The sequence below is a fragment of the Micromonospora chokoriensis genome (genome assembly GCF_900091505.1).
GTDB classification, from domain to species: domain Bacteria; phylum Actinomycetota; class Actinomycetes; order Mycobacteriales; family Micromonosporaceae; genus Micromonospora; species Micromonospora chokoriensis.
This window is the reverse complement of the sequence record NZ_LT607409.1, coordinates 5093815-5110604: the sequence shown is the minus strand read 5'-3', so window position 1 is coordinate 5110604 and position 16790 is coordinate 5093815. Positions and strand designations below refer to the sequence as shown.

Genomic DNA, 16790 nt, shown 5'->3' with positions numbered 1-16790 from the left:
GTCAGTCGGCCGGGCGGCGCAGGACGGTGACCGCGAACGGGGCGTCGTCGCGCCACGGGCGCAGGTCCCAGGTCGCGAAGCGGTGCTCCACGCGCAGCCCGGCGGCCACCGCGTCGGCGTCGAACGCGGTGAGCGGGTAGCCCCGTTCGGTGCCGAAGCCGACCGTCAGCACCCCGTCCGGTCGCAGGTGGGCGGCGACGCGGCGCAGCACCTCCGGTTCGGTGCCGACGGCGACGAAGGCGAGGACGTTGCCGGCCAGCACCGCGGCGTCGAACGGCTCCGTCTCACCCAGCGCGGGCAGATCCAGCTCGGCGAGGTCGGCGACCAGCCACGTCGGGCCCGGATAGTCGGCTCGGGCCGCCGCCACCAGCGCCGGGTCGGCGTCGACCCCCACCACCGTGTGCCCGCGCTGCGCCAGTGCGGCACCGACCCGGCCGGTGCCGCTGCCGGCGTCGAGGATGCGGGAGCCGGGTGCCACCAGGGTGTCGACCAGGCGGGCCTCGCCGGCCAGGTCCGCTCCCTCGGCGGCCAGCTTGCGGAACCGGTCGATGTACCACTGTGAGTGCTCGGGGCCGGTGTCGGTCGCCCAGCGGGTCGGGTTGGCCATGTGGCCACCGTAACCGGGCTGGCGGGGGAGCGACGCCTGACCCGAGCGAGACGATCATCCCTTCTCCGCGCCGCTGGTCAGACCCTCGGTGAGCAGTCGCTCGCTGGCGAAGAAGAGGATCACGATGGGCACGGTGAGGACGACCGACCCGGCCATCAGCACGGTCTTGGGGACCTCCACCCCGTCGGCGAGTAGGGACAACCCCAGCGACACCGTCCACCGGTCGGGCTTGTCGACCAGGAACAACAGGGCGAAGAGAAACTCGTTCCAGGCGATCATGAAGTCGTAGAGCGCGACCGCCATGATCGATGGTGCGGCGAGGGGCAGGCTGACCCGTCGGATGATGCCCAGCCGACCGGCCCCGTCGATGGCGGCGGACTCCTCCAGACTGACCGGGATCGTCTCGAAGTAGTTCTTCAGCATGTAGACCGACACGGGCAACGTCTGCGAGATGTAGACCAGCACCAGACCGAACAGGGAGCCGCGCAGCCCGGCCTGGGTGAAGACCACGAACAGGGGGATCGCGATGACGATCGACGGGAACAGGTAGACCGCGAGGAACAGGAAGTCGACCTGCCGGCGGCCGAAGAACCGCAGCCGGGCCACCGCGTACGCGCCGGGGATCGCCACCAGCAGGGTGAGCACGGTCGCGGCGACGGCGACCAGCCCACTGTTGCGGATGAACGTCAGGAAACCCTGGCCGCCGTCCTCGGTGGCCTTGAGGACCTCGGCGTACGTGGCCACCGTCAGCTCACCGAAGCCGACCACCAGCGCGCCCGGGTCGAGCAGCAGACGCTCGATGGGGCGCACCGAGAGCACCAGCATGTAGTAGAAGGGGAAGACGGTGACCACCAGGAACGCGGCGATCACCAGGCGGCGCAGCCAGCGCAGGCCCACCGTCTCGATGACGTCCCGGTCCATCAGCTCACCCTCCGTCCGAAGAAGCGCAGGTAGATCAGCACGAACACGATGAGCACCACGGCCAGCACGACCGCCTGCGCGGCCGCCGCGCCGATGTCGGTACGGGCGGTGAGGAACTCGTACACCCGCACGCTGACCACCTCGGTGCCCGCCGCGCCGCCGGTGAGCAGGTAGACGTCGTCGAACTTGTTGAACGTCATGATGAAGCGCAGCACGCCGAGCAGGGCGATCACCGGCAGCAGTTGGGGCAGCAGGATGTGCCGGAACCGTTGGGTGGGGGTGGCCCCGTCGACGCGGGCGGCCTCCTCCAACTCACCGGGCACCGCCTGGAGCCGGGCCAGCAGGAACAGGAAGGCGAACGGGAAGTACCGCCACGCCTCGAACACGATCACCGTGGTCAGTGCCGTCGACTCCTGGGACAGGAACGGCACCGGAGCGTCCCAGCCGAGCAGCCGCTGACCCCAGGCGTTGACGATGCCGAGCTGCGGGTCGAGCATCACCTGCCAGACGAAGGTCACCGCGACCACCGGCGCCACGTACGGCAGCAGCATGGACGCCCGGACCAGGGTGCGGCCCCGGAACGGTCGACGGACCACCAGCGCGGCGACCAGACCGAGCAGTATCGACCCGACGGTGCCGCCGATGCTGTAGACCACTGTGGTCCAGAGTGTGTCGGCGAACCCGGGGGTGTGCAGCACCCGGTCGATGTTGTCCATGGTGAACTCGCCGAACAGGCCGGTCTTGCGCAGCGTGGCGAGCCGGACCCGCTGGAAGGCGAGCACCACCGTCCAGACGATCGGGATGCCGATCACGGCGATCGTGACGAGCACTGTCGGTGCGACCAGCCCGAGCCCGGCACGGGACTCGCGGCGGCGCAGGGTCATCGGTCGGCGGCGGGCCCGCCCCGGCCGCTCCCGGGTGGGGGAGCGGCCGGGGCCGGGCGCGGTCGTGGTCAATTGACGCCGGCCTTGATCGCGTCCACGTCCTTCTTGGCGCGGTTGGCGGCGGCCGCCGCGTCGGACTTGCCGGAGACGAGGTCGCCCAGCACCTTGGGCACCGGCAACTCCCCGAGCATGGCGCCGACCAGCTTGCCCTGCCCCTGGCTCAGCCCCCACCGGCCGAAGGTGTCCGGGCTGCGGCGCAGCGTGGCCAACACCTCGTCGCCGTACACGTCGGCGAGGGGCTTCTTCGCGTCCACTCCGGCCTGGCTGGCATTCCAGGCGGTCAGGAACGCCTCCGGCTCGGCCGGGGTGCCCTTGCGGACCGGGAAGCGGCCCTCGGGGGACATGCCGAACCAGCGCGGGTAGCCGTCGCCGAGCATGAACTCCACGAAGGACGTCGCCGGGTCGGTCACCGCGCCGTCCAGCACCGCCCAGGAGCTGATCTCTCCGTACTGGGCCGGCTCGGTGCCGTTCGGGCCCTTGATCGCGGTGACGAACCCGCTGTTCTGCGCGAGGAAACCCGGGTCGGCCTGGCACTGTGGGCAGGTCGGCTTGGCGTCGTTGCGCAGCCCGGCCAGCTCGTCGAGGATGAACGGCGACCAGATCACCATGGCCGCCTTGCCGGCGAAGTAGGTGGCCCGGGTGGTGTCCACGTCCTGCGCGCCCTTGACGGAGCTGGTGCGGATCAGGTCGCCGTAGAAGCGGAACGCCTCGACGCACTGCGGGGAGTCGAGGGTGACGGCGCCGGAGTCGTCGGTGAGCTGGCAACCGTTGGCCAGTGCCAGGTGCTCGAAGGTCTGTTGGGTGAAGACGTCGCTCGCCGAGGTGGCGGCGGTGATGCCGGCGACTCCGCCGGTGTTCAGCTTCGCCGCGGCGGTGGCGATCCGCTCGTACGTGTCGGGGGCGGGCAGGTTGGCGGCGGCGAACAGGTCCTTGCGGTAGACGAGCAGCTGTCCCCACCCGTCGCTGGGCACGGAGAGCTGCTTGCCGTCGTCCGAGGTGAGCTCCAGTGCCCGGGGCGAGAACGTCTGCCGGCCCAGCGCGTCGACGACGTCGGCGTTCGCCGAGGTGTGCAGCAGCTCGTTGCCGGCGAGCGTGCGGACGCCGGCCAGCGAGACCGAGCCGACCACGTCGGGCAGGTCGCCGGCGGCGGCGTTGGCGGCGATCAGGGAGGGGAACTGGTCCTCGTTGACGGTCACCAGGTCGACCTGGATCCCGGTCTTCGCGGTGAAGTCCGCGATGATCGCCTTGGTGGCGGTCACCCGGTCGGCGACGTCCTCCAGGCTCCAGACGGTGATCTTCTTGCTGTTGCTGTCCGACGTGTCGTCGCCGCAGGCCAGCAGGGTGGACGTGGTCAGTGCCAGGATCAGAGTGGTGGCGAGTATCCGCCTCGGAGGTGCTGACATCGGTGGCACTCCTCTCGAAGGGTACATGACGGATTCAACGCCTTCGATTGATCAATGACAAGACATATGGCGATTTTTTGCTATCCTGGAGCCCAGTGCTACCGGGATGTGACTCATGGTCAACTGGGTTGTCTCTCTCGCCGGGCCTCGACGGATCAGCCTCGAGCCCTGCCCCCCGGATCCGCTCGGCCCCGGCCAGGTTCGCGTCCGCACCTGCTACTCGGGCATCTCCGCCGGCACCGAGCTGACCCTCTACCGGGGCAGCAATCCCCGCCTCAGCAAGGACTGGGACGACGCCGCCCGGATGTTCGTCCCCCGACAGACACCGGTGCCCTACCCGCTGATCGGCTTCGGCTATGAGGAGGTCGGCGAGATCGTCGAGGTAGCGCCGGAGGTCACCGACCGGCACCCGGGGCAACTGGTCTGGGGCATCTGGGGGCACCGGGCCGAGGCGGTGCTCGCCGCCGAGGCGGTCCGTCCGCTCCCCGCCGGGCTGGACCCGCTCGCCGCGGTCTTCGCCCGACCCGGCGCCATCGCCCTGACCGCCGTGCTCGCCGGTGACCTGCACCTCGGCGACTGGGTGGGTGTCTTCGGGCAGGGCGTCATCGGCCTGCTCGCCACCCGACTCGCGGTGCTCTCCGGTGCCCGGGTGGTGGCCGTCGACCCGGTGCCCGCCCGGCTGGACCACGCCGTCCGATACGGTGCCGCATCCACTGTCGACGCACGCGCCGATTCCGCCGCCGCCGCGCTGCGCCGGGCCACCGACGGCCGGGGTGCGGACGTGTGCCTGGAGTTGTCCGGCGCGTACCCGGCGCTGCACGAGGCGATCCGATCCACCGCACACGCCGGTCGGGTCGTCGCCGCCGGTTTCTACCAGGGCCAGGCCGACGCGCTCGGCCTCGGCGAGGAGTTCCACCACAACCGCATCCAGTTGGTGGCCGCCCAGGTCTCCGGGCCCACCCCCGCGCCGGGCATGGCCGGGCGGTGGACCGGCGACCGGGTCGCGCAGACCTTCATGGACCTGGTGGCCGACCGCAGCGTCGACCCGTTGCCGCTGGTCAGCCACATCGTCGACGCCAGCGCCGTCGCCGACGCCCTCGCGCTGCTCGACCGCGGCGCCGGTGACGTCCTCCAAGTGGTGCTGAGGTTCTAGATGACCACCATCGCGCTGGCCTGCCAGGAACAACTCCTACCGGGCACCGACCTGATCCAGAAGTACGCCCTCGCGACCGCCCTCGGCTACCAGGGCATCGAACTACGCGGACGCGGCGACCTCGCGTTCGCCCGCCGGTTGCCGGAACTGCGTCAGGCCCGCGCCGCCGGGGTGGTGATGCCCACCGTCTGCGTCGAGATGGACCACTTCATCGGCGACTTCGACACTGACCGGTCCGCCGACGCCGTCCGCAACCTGCGCTCGCAACTCTCGGTGATCGCCGAGCTGGGCGGCGTCGGAGTGATGACACCAGCGTCCTGGGGGATGTTCTCCCGGCGGCTGCCGCCGTTCGAGCCACCCCGCCCGCCGGCCGACGACCGGCAGGTCCTCCTCGACGCCCTCGGCGAGCTGGGCGAGCACGCCCGGACCGAGGGCGTCACCCTCTTCCTGGAACCCCTCAACCGGTACGAGGACCACATGGTCAACCGTCTCGACGAGGCGGTGGCGCTGTGCGCCGCACTCGCCCTGCCCTCGGTCCGGGTGGTCGCCGACACGTTCCACATGAACATCGAGGAGGACGACGTGCACCGGGCCCTGCGCGCCGCCGCGCCCTACCTCGGGCACGTACAGGTCAGCGACTCCAACCGCCACCAGCCGGGCGCAGGGCACCTGGACTGGCCGGCGTTGGTACGGACCCTGCTGGAGTTGGACTACCGGGGTTGGCTCGCCCTGGAGTGCCGGCTGCGCGGCGACCCGGTCCGGGCCCTCCAGGAGGCCGCCACGGTGCTGCGGCACGCGCTGCCCCGGCGGGCCGCCGCGTGACCGCCGACGCCGGGGCGACACCCGCCGCCCGCACCCGCGCGAGCGACCCGGCCGAGCTGCGCCGGCTCGCTGTCGCCACGCTCGACGCCAACTGGGAACACGACCACACCGTGCCGTCGCGCACGCTCTACCCGCACCAGTGGAGCTGGGACTCGGCGTTCATCGCGATCGGGCTCGCCCAGGTCCGCCCCGAACGGGCCTGGCAGGAGTTGACGAGCCTGTTCCGGGCCCAGTGGGCCGACGGACGGGTGCCGCACATCGTGTTCAACCCGACGCTACGCGTCGGCGCGTACTTCCCGGGCCCGGAGATGTGGCGCAGCGCCGACGCCCCGGGCGCCCCTGCCGTCGACACGTCCGGGCTCGTCCAACCACCGGTGCACGCGCTCGCCGCGCTGCTGGCGTACCAGCGGGCACCCGAGCCCGCCGGCCTGGCCGCGCTGCGCCGGCTCTATCCCGCCCTCGTCGCCCAGCAGCGCTACCTGGCCGACCGGCGGGACGTGGCCGGCGACGGACTCGTCTGCGTCGTGCACCCGTGGGAGTCCGGGTTGGACAACAGCCCCGCCTGGGACGCCCCGATGGCCGCGGTGCCGGCCGAGGCGGCGGTCATGCGCGCGTACCGCCGGCACGACACCGCGCACGCCGACGCCGCGCACCGCCCCACGGACCTCGACTACGCGCGCTACCTGGCGATCGTCGCCGCCTACCGCGAGCACGGCTACGCCGACCGGGACCTCGCCGACAAGCATCCGTTCCTGGTCGAGTGTCCGCTGTTCAACGCGGCCTTCGGGTCCGCCGAGCACGCGCTCGCCGAGATCGCCGCGCTCGTCGGGCACGACCCCGGGCCGCACCGGGGCCGCGCGGCCCGGATCACCGACGCTCTGGTACGACGGCTCCACGACCCGACCACCGGCACGTTCCAACCCCGCGACCTGCGTACCGGCCGGCTGATCGGCGCCCGTACCGTGCTCGGGCTGACCCCACTGGTCCTGCCCGACCTACCGGCCCGACAGGTCGACGCGCTGGTGGTCGAGGCCCGGTCGGCGCGCTTCGGGGTGGCCCGGCACATGGAGCGGCCGTTGCCCACCTACGACCGCACCGCGCCGAACTTTGAGCCGCTGCGCTACTGGCGGGGGCCGAGCTGGCTGAACACCGGTTGGCTGGTCCGGCGCGGGCTGCTCACGCACGGGCACCCGGAGCTGGCCGCCGGGCTGCGCCACTCGATGATCGGTCTGGTCGCCGGTGCCGGCTGCCACGAGTACTTCCATCCGGACACCGGTGCCGGACTCGGCTCACCGGCGTTCAGCTGGACCGCAGCGCTGGTGCTCGACCTGCTGAGGGAGTGAGTCCGCTTCGGCTACGGGTGGTAGCGTGCCCGGCCGGCCGGCCGGAAGGAACATCGTGCGCGAGATCGACAAGGTGGCCTGGATCCTCATCGAGGACGGGCGGGTGCTGAGCACCCGGTCGGAGGGCAAGGACGTCTGGTATCTGCCCGGCGGCAAGCGCGAGCCGGGCGAGACCGACCTGGAGACCCTGCGTCGGGAGGTCCACGAGGAGTTGAGCGTCGACGTGGACGTGCGCGGTGCAGTGCACATCGGCACCTTCACCGCTCAGGCGCACAGCCACGCGGCCGGCATCACCGTACGGATGACCTGCTATCGGGCCGGATATCGGGGACAGTTGCAGCCGGCCAGCGAGATCGCCGAGATGGCCTGGCTGGGGTACGCCGACCGGCACCGCACCTCGGCGGTCGACCAGATCATCTTCGACCACCTCTTGGCCGAGGGCCTGCTGCGCTGAGGGCGCAGTTTGTCGCCGCCGGCCGGGGGTAACCGCCCGGACGTGACCGACGGCGACGGCTTTCCGTACTTCATCGACGCGGTGTCCCGGCGGTCCGGCCTGCCCACCGAGCAGGCCGCCGCGCTCGCCCGCGCTGTCCTCCAGACGATGGCCGAACGGGTGACCAGTGGCGCTCCCGATGAGCTCGTCAGCCACCTTCCGAACAACGTCGGTGGTTATCTGACCGGCCCGGCCGAAATCGACGGCCCGGTTCCGGATACGGCTGACGGTCCTGCCCTGGCTGGGGCCGGGGTCGACGGCCCGGACGGATTGGACACCGGGGTGAGGTTGCACGTCGGTGGCAGCGATGCGGGTCCACCGCGAACGGACGCTGGGCCGGCAGAGTTTCTCCGACGGGTGGAACATCGGGCCGGGGTGGATTCGGCCGCCGCCCGGGCCGGAACCGGGGCCGTCTTCGCGACCCTGCGCGAGACGATGACAGTACGGGAGTTCCGGGAGATGGTGGCGCGACTGCCGCGCGACGACGGCGGGCCGGCGCCCAGGCGATACAGGACCTGATGCCCGCCAGTGTGCAGTCGAACCTGGCCTGATCAACTCGTGTTCCTGGAAGCCGCCGCATCGTCGTGACCAGAACACCCCACCTTCCTTGAACCCGAGTCGATCACCCGCCGGGGATGGGTTACGGTGTCGCAATTGACCGGAATGACCGGGCTTCGGCGTGATACGAGTGCTCGGTGGACCCTGACCGTCGCCGCCGGAACGACATCAGTCACGCCCGGCGCAGTGCGGCACGACACGTCAAGAGGGCCGCCGAGCGGATCCGCAGTCGTGGTGGCCGGGCGGGCCGACTGCGGCTGAGCCAGTTGGAGGCCGCCCTGGTCATCTCGGTGCAGGCCGGGCTGGCCGCGGCACTGGCCTGGTCGATCGGGCACGACCTGTTGGGCAACCCCGCGCCGATCTTCGCCCCCTCCGCCGCGGTGGGCACGATCGTCGCCGCGCTCGGCCAACGCGCCCACCGGACCATCGAACTGCTGCTCGGTGTCGGCCTCGGCATCGCCACCACCGACCTCCTGTTGAGCCTTCTGGGCACCGGGTTCTGGCAGACCGGGTTCGTCGTCGCGTTTGCCGTCCTCGCGACGCTCGTGCTGTTCGGGCGCAGCGGTGCTGCTGTCGGCCAGGCCGGCGGTACGGCGGTGCTGCTCGCGACCCTCGCCCCGGCACAGAACGACCTCGAATGGCCGCGGATCGTGGAGGCGATGGTCGGCGGCGCGGTGGGCCTCGTGGTGGTCGCGTTGCTGGTGCCGTTGAACCCGATGCGGATCCTCGACCGGGACGCGGCGCCGATCTACCAGCGGCTCGCCGGTCAGCTACGGGAGGTGTCCGGGGCCCTGACGACGGGGGACCAGCCGCGGGCGATTCGCGCCCTCGATCTCCTTCGCGACATGGGTCCCGCGCTGGACCGGATGCACCAGGCGCTCAGCGGCGCCGAGGAGGTGGTCAGCCTGGCCCCGGCCCGGTGGTTGCGCCGGCAGGATGTGGAGCGGTTCGCGCGGGCGAACCAGCAGGTCGAACGCGTCATCGAACACAGCCGTGGGGTCGCCCGCCGATCGGCGATGGCACTGCAGTACCGCGAGCGGATTCCCCCGGACCTGTCCGTCAGCGTCGGACGGCTCGCCGACGCGGTCGAACTGCTGCGCCGCGAGCATCGCGCCGGCCGTCCGACCGAGAAAACCCACCAGGCGGTACGCGACGCCGTCTACCGGGCGGGCCGTGCCCGCGCCCAGGGCGTCGACGAGTTCGGCGACGCGGTGGTGACCCAACTGCGTACCGCTGCCAGCGACCTCCTCCGTGCGATCGGGTACGACGCGACGTCAGCGAACGACGAGGTGCGCAAGGCGGTACAGGACGGTGAGGCCTCTCTGCACCCGGGCGGGTGACGCTGGCGGCTCAGCGCGTGTCCGGCCGGTCCGTGAGGGCGTGGTCGCCGAAGGCGGCGGTGAGCGCCTTCGCGATGAGGTCGGGCAGCTCGCTTCGTCCGTTGTCCTCGGCCCACCGCACGAGTGCCGTGTGCATGGCTGCCAGGCAGGCGCTCGCCGCCGCGTGGGCGTGGAACGCGGCCTCGGGATCGGTGGTGTCGTCCCCGAGGGCGGCGACGATGGCCTGCTGGAGCGCGTAGGTGTTGTCCAGGTGCTTGGCCCGCAGGGCCGGCGTCGAGATCATCAGCCGGAGTCGGGCGAGCAGGAACTGCCCGCTCGTGGAGAGATCGCTCCCACCGGGGCCGCCGGTCAGTGTCGTGGTCGACTCGATCAGCGCGCCGCCGATGCGGCGGACCAGGGGCTGGGTGGGCGGTGACGCGGCGATCCGGTCGGCGACGAGCCGGCCGTGCTGGTCGATGAGGACGAGGTCCTCCTTCGTGGGGAAGTGCCGGTAGACGGTCATGGGGGACACCCCGGCGGCCTCGGCGACGTCGCTGACGGTGGTGGCGTCGTACCCGCGTTCGGTGAACAGCCGCACGGCGTGCGCCTGGATCGCGCGTTGCGTCTCGGCGCGGCGGTGGGCACGCAGGGTGGACTGCTGATCGGGCATGTGATAGACACTACCTCCGTGGTAGTCGCTACCAGATTGGTAGCGACTAACTGATTCGTGAGGTGGTTGACGTGGGCGATCTGACCGGCACAACGGCTCTGGTGACGGGCGCGTCGCGTGGCATCGGGCAGGCGATCGCGGTTCGCCTGGCGGCGAGCGGCGCGATGGTCCTCGTCCACTTCGGCACCGACGAGGACGGTGCGATGGCGACGGTCGGCGACATCGAGCGCGCCGGCGGAACAGCACTCGCCGTGCGCGCCCAGCTGGGCGTGGACGACGACGTCGAGACCCTCTTCGCGGCAGTGGAGACCGCCCTGGCCGGGCGTCCGCTCGACATCCTCGTCAACAACGCGGCCACCGCGCCGGCCGGCCCGCTCGGCGTCACGACGCGGGCGCAGTTCGACCACCTCTTCGCGGTGAACGTGCGAGCGCCGTACTTCATCAGCCAGCGGGCGCTGCCACTGCTGCGCGACGGTGGCCGCATCATCACCATCTCGTCGGTGGCGACCCGGATGGCCAACGCCACGCAGACGTCCTTCGCCATGACGAAGGGCGCGGTCGAGACGATGAGCATGACCTTGGCCAACCAGGTCGGGGTCCGGGGGATCACCGTCAACGCGGTCGCCCCCGGCGCCACCCGCACGGCGACCAACGGGTCGGCCTTCGACGCGCCGGGCCTCGCCGACCTCATCGCCGCGACGACAGCCCTGAACCGGTTGGGGGCGCCCGACGACGTCGCCGAGGTGGTCGCCTTCCTCGCCTCCGACGCCGCCCGCTGGATCACCGGTCAGGTCATCGACGCGAGCGGCGGCCTGTTCCTCGGGCCGCGCTTCTGATCACCGCTCGGCGGCGTCGGCCCTGGACAGGTCGTCCGGCTCGGTGATCCAGGCGGAGAAGACCGGCAGCCCGTGCCACGGCCCGGTGCCACCGTCGGCCCGGCTGTCGGTGGCGACGGCCACCACCGCGTACGGGTGGCCGAAGCGCAGCTCGGCCGTGCGCGCGACGCCTTCGGGCGGCAGGCTGGCCCGCGCGAACATGCCGGTCACCGCCGCCGCCTCGAAGCCGTACCTGTCGAAGCGGGCCACCGCCGACTGCCGTGCCTCGAAGCCTTCCACAGGGGTGGCCAGCGCCTTCGCCACCGTCGCGGTCGCGGCCGGGAAGCCGAGCGTCGGAGCGGCCAGATCGTGGTCACTGTGGGCCGACCAGCAGGGGAGCAGCGCCGCGTGCCGCTCCTCGCGGCCGTCGCGGGCCAGCGTCCGCACCCGCTCCTCGCGCACCGTCCAGAGCGGAGCGTCGCCGAGGGGCAGGTCGAACAGTGAGCGGGCACCGGCCGGTCGGGCACCGTCGGCCGCGCCGGCACCGAGGTCGTACGCGACGGCCAGCACCTCGGCCGGCGGCACCGGCGCCGCGGCGGCCACCGAGAGGACCACCAGCCCCGCTCCGTCGGTCGTCTGGGCCGGGGCGGCGTGCACGATCACGTCACCGGCGCGCGTGGTCGACACGATGGCGCACCGGTGGCCGAGGCCCGGGCTGCGCAGCACCCGCCGTAGCTGTCCCGCCCACGCGCTGCCGGCACCGAGCTCGCGGGCGTCGGCGACGTCGAACGGGGCCGCCCAGGACACCCGGGTGGCCAGCGCGCTGGCCAGAGCGAAGACCACGTCCGGGCCGACCGTCAACGGAAACGCCTCGATCAGACCGTCGGTGTGCTCGCGCGCCCACGCGTCCAGGCCGGCCTGGTCGGGCAGCACGCCGACCTCGGTGCTGCGGGGCAGCGCGGCCCGCCAACCGCCCGCCCCGACGTCGCTGCGCCCCGACCGTTGCCAGAGCGCGGTGGCGGACCTGACCAGCGGGTGCGGCGAGTCCAGCAGCGCGCGGGCGGCCTCGGCGGCGCCGGCGAGGTCGGTGCCCAGGGCGCGGGCCAGGTCCTCGGCGGCCGGGTCGTCGTCGGCGGCAGTCGCGGCGCAGACCGCGAGCAGCAGCCAGGCGCCGAGCGGGGAGGCGACGTGGTGCCCGTCGCCGATCGTGGCGTGCATCCGTGCGGCGTACGCGGACAGCGGCCCGTGCAGGTCGGTCGTCATGCCCTTACTCTGCCCGCCGGGCCGGCTCACGACCACAGCTCGAACGGCTCGTCGATCTCCTCACCGGCGAGGAATGACGTGATCAACCGGGGAAGGTGCCCGGGATAGAACCGTTGGGTGCTGGCGACCACCTCGTGCAGCGGCCACCAGCGGAACCCGAAGTAGTCCTCCCGCTCGTAGTCGAGCCGGTGTGTCTCGTCCACGTCGGGGCCGGGGCCCCCCAGTCGTACGGCGACGACCACCTCGTCCTGCACGTGCCGTATCTGGCGGTGCAGGAACGTCGCCCGGCGACGCCAGGTCGGCGAACCGATCTGGCCGGCGGCGACCACGATGCCGGTCTCCTCGCGCAGCTCCCGTACGGCGGTGTCGCGATAGGTCTCGCCGGGATCCATGCCACCACCTGGCAGTTCCCACCAGGTGCCCAGCCGGGGATGGTCGGGGTCGCGGGTGTGGAACAGCAACACCCGGTCGGTGCTGTCCGTGACCACCACCCGCACCGCGCGTCGTTCCAGGATCGGCAGGTCGAGGGGTACCTCGTTCATCGGGCCAGTCTCTCTCGCCGGCCGCTCGGGCGGCGGGTAGGCTGCCCGCCGTGGCTGGTCTGTTGAGGAATGTCGCTGCTCGCATCTCCCGGGTGGGCGCGGTGATTCCGTCGCCCCGACGCAGCGGGCCCGCCCCCGCCCAGGTGGCCCGCCGCCGTCAGGTGAGCGCGTTGCAGCGCCGGGAGCTGACCTACGCCCCGGAGCGCGACGGGCAGGCCGACCCGGGCGAGATCGTCTGGACGTGGGTGCCGTACGAGGACGACCCCCGGCAGGGCAAGGACCGGCCGGTGCTGGTCGTCGGGCGGCACAGCCGGACGCTGTTCGGGCTGATGCTGTCCAGTCAGAGTGAACGCGACGGGCAGCGGCACTGGTTCGCGCTCGGGCCGGGCGAGTGGGACCGGGACAACCGGCCGAGCTGGGTTCGGTTGGACCGGGTGCTCACCATGCGCGAGGACAGCATCCGCCGCGAGGGCGCCGTCCTGGACCGGCCTCGGTTCGACCGGGTCGGGCAGGCCCTACGCGCCGGTTACGGGTGGCGCTGACCGCATCACCGTCGAGCGGGCCGGTCAGGCCGATTCGCGACTCGGGCCGACCGCCGCGCTGCGCGCGTCCGGCGGCGGGTACGGCTGCTCGGCGAGCAGCCGGGCGAGGTGCGCGCTGTTGAGCGCCAGGGCCTTCGTGGTGCGGCCGGTGGTGTCCGGCTTCGGCCCGGCGTCGCGGTAGTCCACTGTGTGCAGCGCCTCGCCCACCCAGTAGGTGGCGGCGGCGGCCGCGAGGGTGAACCCGACCTCGTTGAGCGCCTGCTGCACCTGGCCGATCGTGTGGTGCGCGCCGTCCTCGTTGCCGACGACTGCCACACCGGCCACCTTGCCGTAGGTCAGGAGCCGGCCCTCGTCGTCGGTCTCGGAGAGTTCGGCGTCGAGCCGTTCGAGGACCATCTTGCAGACGCTCGACGGCTGGCCGAGCCAGATCGGAGTGGCGATCACGAGCACCTGGGCCGCCAGCAGCTTGGCGCGGATCGCCGGCCAACCGTCGCCGTCGCCCTCGTCGGTGGACACCCCGAATCGCACGTCGTGGTCGACGACCCGGATCAGTTCGCCCTCCACGCCCTGCGCGGCCAACTCGGCGAGGACCTCGCGGCCGAGCTGCTCGGCGCTGGACGGCGCGGGTGACGGCTTGAGGGTGCAGTTGAGTACGAGGGCGCGGATGCTCGCCACGTCGATTCCCTTCGGCCGTCGTGTGCGGGTGCCGTTCCCCCATACCCGGACGCCGTCCCGGGACACCTCCGCACGACTATTGCGTTGGGCGGCTCTGCCGGCCGGTGGCAAGGTGACCGCATGATCGACGACGTCCCGCGGCGGGTGGCCGAGCGGGTCCGGGCAGGCTTCGGCCTGACCATTGCCGCGATGGAGCTGGTGACCCACGGCGCGGACCAGCACGCCCGGCTGTGGCTGGCCAGAACCCTCGACGGTGGGCGGTACGCGGTCAAACTGAGCGGTGGGGGCACGGCCGCCGGTCTGGTCGTCACGGCGTACCTGGCCGATCAGGGGGTGCCGGGGATCGCCGCGCCGCTGCGGACCGGGGACGGTGGGCTGGCCGTCGACCACGACGGGTGTCGCCTCTCGGTGGTGCCGTGGGTCTCCGACCAGCGGGCCCTCGACGGCCCGATGACCGACGCGCACTGGCGCGCGTACGGCGAGGTGCTGGCGGCCGTGCACGGGGTGCCGGTGACCGGGGAGTTGCGGCGGCTGTTGCCGGCGGGCGGGGCGGCGTACCCCTCGATCGTGGCCTCGACCCGCGCGGTGGCCGAGCGGCTGCGCGACCCGGCCGGTCCGCTCGCCGCGGAGCTGGCCCGGGAGTGGTCCGCGGTGGCCGAGCGGGTGGACGCTCTGATCAGGGCCGTCGAACGTCTCGCCGTCGACCGGCGGGCCCACCTCGGCCCGGACGTGGTCTGCCACGGTGACCCGCACCTGGGAAACCTGCTACTCGGCGCGGGCGGGCAGGTCTGGTTGATCGACTGGGACGACGCGGTGCTCGCGCCGCCCGAGTGTGACCTGATGTTCGTCGTCGGCGGGGTGCTCGCGTTTGCCCCGGTCGGCGCCTCCCAGCAGGAGGCCACCCTCGACGGGTACGGTCCGTTCGACATCGACAGGGCGCGTCTCGCCTGGTTCCTCGCGGTCCGCGCGCTGGACGACCTCTCCGACTGGACCCGACAGGCGTTGGACCCGGACGCCGGGGCGACCGACCGTGATCGGGCGGCACGGATCGTGCGGGGGCTGGTCTCCGACGTCGGCCTGGTCACCCTCGCCGACGGGGCATTGCGCGACCTCGACCGGCGGAGCTAGCGGGGACCGCGTCCGTCCGGGGCCGGAAACACGAAGGGCAAGGAGGTCACGCACTCCTTGCCACCTCTAACGTATATCGCACCCCGGGTCTTGCCGCAAGACCCGGGGTGTGCTGCAGAATCTCCTGCCGAAGCTCAAACCTGGGAAAATCGGGGGATTTCATGATCGATGTCATCATTGCCGGCGGTGGACCGACCGGCCTGATGCTGGCCGCCGAGCTGCGGCTGCACGACGTGCGGGTGCTCGTGGTGGAGAAGGACAGCGAGCCGACCCCGTTCGTCCGCTCGCTCGGCCTGCACGCGCGCAGCATCGAGGTGATGGACCAGCGCGGTCTGCTGGAGCGGTTCCTCGCCCTCGGTCAGCAGCACCCGGTGGGTGGCTTCTTCGCCGCCATTCCGAAACCGTCGCCGGGCGGACTGGACACCGCGCACGGGTACGTCCTCGGCATTCCGCAGACCACCACCGACCGGCTGCTGGCCGAGCACGCCGGCGAGGTCGGCGTCGAGATCCGGCGGGGCTGCGAACTGACCGGCCTCAGCCAGGACGAGCACGGGGTGGCAGTGGACCTCGCCGACGGCACGCGGGTGCGTTCGCGGTACCTCGTCGGCTGCGACGGCGGTCGCAGCACCGTGCGCAAACTGCTCGGCGTCGGCTTCCCCGGTGAGCCCAGCGAGGTCGAGTCGCTGCTCGGCGAGATGGAGGTGGGCGTGGCGCCGCAGACGGTGGCCGACGTGGTGGCCGAGGTCCGCAAGACCCACCTGCGCTTCGGTCTCGGACCGCTGGGCAACGGGGTGTACCGCGTCCTCGTCCCCGCCGAGGGGGTGGCCGAGGACCGGTCGGTCCCGCCGACCATCGAGGAGTTCAAAGAGCAACTCCGGGTGTACGCGGGCACCGACTTCGGCGTCCACTCACCACGCTGGCTGTCCCGCTTCGGCGACGCCACCCGGCTGGCCGAGCGCTACCGGACCGGTCGCGTGTTCCTGGCCGGCGACGCCGCGCACATCCACCCACCGACCGGTGGGCAGGGGCTCAACCTGGGCATCCAGGACGCGTTCAACCTCGGTTGGAAACTGGCCGCCGCGGTGAACGGCTGGGCTCCGGAAGGGCTGTTGGACAGCTACCACGCCGAGCGGCACCCGGTGGCGGCCGACGTGCTGACCAACACCCGTGCCCAGATGGTGCTGCTGTCGCCGGAGCCGGGGCCCCGGGCGGTGCGGCACGTGTTGTCAGAGCTGCTGGACTTCGAGGAGGTCAACCGGTTCCTGATCGAGAAGATCACCGCGATCGGGGTCCGGTACGACCTCGGTACGGGCCACGAGCTGCTCGGCCGGCACCTGCGCGACGTACGACTGAAGGACAACGGTCGCCTCTACGAGCTGATGCGTGGTGGTCGCGGTCTGCTGCTCGACCAGACCGGCCGGCTCTCCGTCGCCGGGTGGGCGGACCGGGTCGACCACGTCGTCGACGTCAGCGACGAGCTGGAGGTGCCCGCCGTGCTGCTGCGGCCGGACGGCCACGTGGCGTGGGTGGGCGACGATCAGACGGACCTGCTCGGCACGTTGCCCACGTGGTTCGGTGCGCCCGTCGGGTGA

The 16790-nt window shown here is 72.1% G+C and carries 18 protein-coding genes; 10 read left to right on the top strand and 8 right to left on the bottom strand.

Annotated elements, in window-relative coordinates; genetic code table 11:
* Position 1: 1 nt before the first annotated feature.
* Genes GA0070612_RS23750 through GA0070612_RS23735 form a run of 4 tightly spaced genes read right to left on the bottom strand, consistent with a single transcriptional unit; the run spans position 2 to position 3875 of the window.
* Positions 2-607 carry a class I SAM-dependent methyltransferase gene (locus GA0070612_RS23750; RefSeq protein WP_088989920.1) on the bottom strand — a complete coding sequence of 202 codons (606 nt, stop codon included), beginning with the start codon at positions 605-607 and terminating at the stop codon, positions 2-4.
* Positions 608-661: 54 nt separating this feature from the next.
* Complete coding sequence (locus GA0070612_RS23745; RefSeq protein WP_088989919.1) at positions 662-1528, bottom strand: carbohydrate ABC transporter permease; 867 nt, start codon at positions 1526-1528, stop codon at positions 662-664.
* Positions 1528-2484: a carbohydrate ABC transporter permease gene (locus GA0070612_RS23740; RefSeq protein ID WP_088989918.1), complete on the bottom strand. Its 957-nt coding sequence runs from the start codon at positions 2482-2484 to the stop codon at positions 1528-1530. Before GA0070612_RS23740 ends, GA0070612_RS23745 begins: the two co-directional genes overlap by 1 nt.
* Entirely contained in the window at positions 2481-3875 is a 1395-nt protein-coding gene (locus tag GA0070612_RS23735; protein ID WP_088989917.1) for an ABC transporter substrate-binding protein, read from the bottom strand. Before GA0070612_RS23735 ends, GA0070612_RS23740 begins: the two co-directional genes overlap by 4 nt.
* A 115-nt stretch (positions 3876-3990) precedes the next feature.
* Here GA0070612_RS23735 and GA0070612_RS23730 point away from each other — a divergent pair, with 115 nt between their 5' ends.
* From GA0070612_RS23730 to GA0070612_RS23705, 6 genes are all read left to right on the top strand, one after another.
* Positions 3991-5028 (top strand): zinc-binding dehydrogenase, encoded by a 1038-nt coding sequence (locus GA0070612_RS23730; RefSeq protein ID WP_088989916.1) that lies wholly within the window; start codon positions 3991-3993, stop codon positions 5026-5028.
* Positions 5029-5850, top strand: coding sequence for a sugar phosphate isomerase/epimerase family protein (locus GA0070612_RS23725; protein ID WP_088989915.1), 822 nt, complete (start codon positions 5029-5031; stop codon positions 5848-5850).
* Complete coding sequence (locus GA0070612_RS23720) at positions 5847-7193, top strand: MGH1-like glycoside hydrolase domain-containing protein (protein WP_197699227.1); 1347 nt, start codon at positions 5847-5849, stop codon at positions 7191-7193. The genes GA0070612_RS23725 and GA0070612_RS23720 overlap by 4 nt, the downstream gene beginning before the upstream one ends.
* Positions 7194-7248: 55 nt before the next feature.
* Positions 7249-7647 (top strand): NUDIX hydrolase, encoded by a 399-nt coding sequence (locus GA0070612_RS23715; protein WP_088989914.1) that lies wholly within the window; start codon positions 7249-7251, stop codon positions 7645-7647.
* Between the two features lie 42 nt (positions 7648-7689).
* The gene (locus GA0070612_RS23710) at positions 7690-8205 is read left to right on the top strand and encodes a DUF2267 domain-containing protein (RefSeq protein WP_157742578.1); all 516 of its coding nucleotides are present in this window, start codon (positions 7690-7692) and stop codon (positions 8203-8205) included.
* 176 nt (positions 8206-8381) lie between these two features.
* Complete coding sequence (locus GA0070612_RS23705; RefSeq protein WP_231924312.1) at positions 8382-9584, top strand: FUSC family protein; 1203 nt, start codon at positions 8382-8384, stop codon at positions 9582-9584.
* 10 nt (positions 9585-9594) lie between these two features.
* On the opposite strand, the gene GA0070612_RS23700 is transcribed toward GA0070612_RS23705, so the two are convergent.
* Positions 9595-10233, bottom strand: coding sequence for a TetR/AcrR family transcriptional regulator (locus GA0070612_RS23700; RefSeq protein ID WP_088989912.1), 639 nt, complete (start codon positions 10231-10233; stop codon positions 9595-9597).
* A gap of 71 nt (positions 10234-10304) precedes the next feature.
* On the opposite strand from GA0070612_RS23700, the gene GA0070612_RS23695 reads away from it, so the two are divergent.
* Positions 10305-11069: an SDR family NAD(P)-dependent oxidoreductase gene (locus tag GA0070612_RS23695; protein WP_088989911.1), complete on the top strand. Its 765-nt coding sequence runs from the start codon at positions 10305-10307 to the stop codon at positions 11067-11069.
* Here GA0070612_RS23695 and GA0070612_RS23690 read toward each other — a convergent pair whose 3' ends face one another.
* Both GA0070612_RS23690 and GA0070612_RS23685 read right to left on the bottom strand, forming a co-directional pair.
* On the bottom strand, positions 11070-12311 hold the full coding sequence (locus tag GA0070612_RS23690) for a hypothetical protein (RefSeq protein ID WP_088991722.1): 1242 nt from the start codon (positions 12309-12311) through the stop codon (positions 11070-11072). It abuts the gene before it with no gap.
* A gap of 26 nt (positions 12312-12337) precedes the next feature.
* Positions 12338-12853, bottom strand: coding sequence for an NUDIX hydrolase (locus GA0070612_RS23685; RefSeq protein ID WP_088989910.1), 516 nt, complete (start codon positions 12851-12853; stop codon positions 12338-12340).
* A gap of 50 nt (positions 12854-12903) precedes the next feature.
* Here GA0070612_RS23685 and GA0070612_RS23680 point away from each other — a divergent pair, with 50 nt between their 5' ends.
* The gene (locus tag GA0070612_RS23680) at positions 12904-13395 is read left to right on the top strand and encodes a type II toxin-antitoxin system PemK/MazF family toxin (protein ID WP_088989909.1); all 492 of its coding nucleotides are present in this window, start codon (positions 12904-12906) and stop codon (positions 13393-13395) included.
* Positions 13396-13419: 24 nt separating this feature from the next.
* On the opposite strand, the gene GA0070612_RS23675 is transcribed toward GA0070612_RS23680, so the two are convergent.
* The gene (locus tag GA0070612_RS23675) at positions 13420-14070 is read right to left on the bottom strand and encodes a flavodoxin family protein (protein ID WP_088989908.1); all 651 of its coding nucleotides are present in this window, start codon (positions 14068-14070) and stop codon (positions 13420-13422) included.
* Positions 14071-14190: 120 nt separating this feature from the next.
* Between GA0070612_RS23675 and GA0070612_RS23670 the strand changes: the two genes are divergently transcribed.
* Together GA0070612_RS23670 and rox are read left to right on the top strand one after the other, a co-directional pair.
* The gene (locus GA0070612_RS23670) at positions 14191-15198 is read left to right on the top strand and encodes a phosphotransferase enzyme family protein (protein WP_088989907.1); all 1008 of its coding nucleotides are present in this window, start codon (positions 14191-14193) and stop codon (positions 15196-15198) included.
* Positions 15199-15359: 161 nt separating this feature from the next.
* The gene (rox, locus tag GA0070612_RS23665) at positions 15360-16790 is read left to right on the top strand and encodes a rifampin monooxygenase (protein ID WP_088989906.1); all 1431 of its coding nucleotides are present in this window, start codon (positions 15360-15362) and stop codon (positions 16788-16790) included.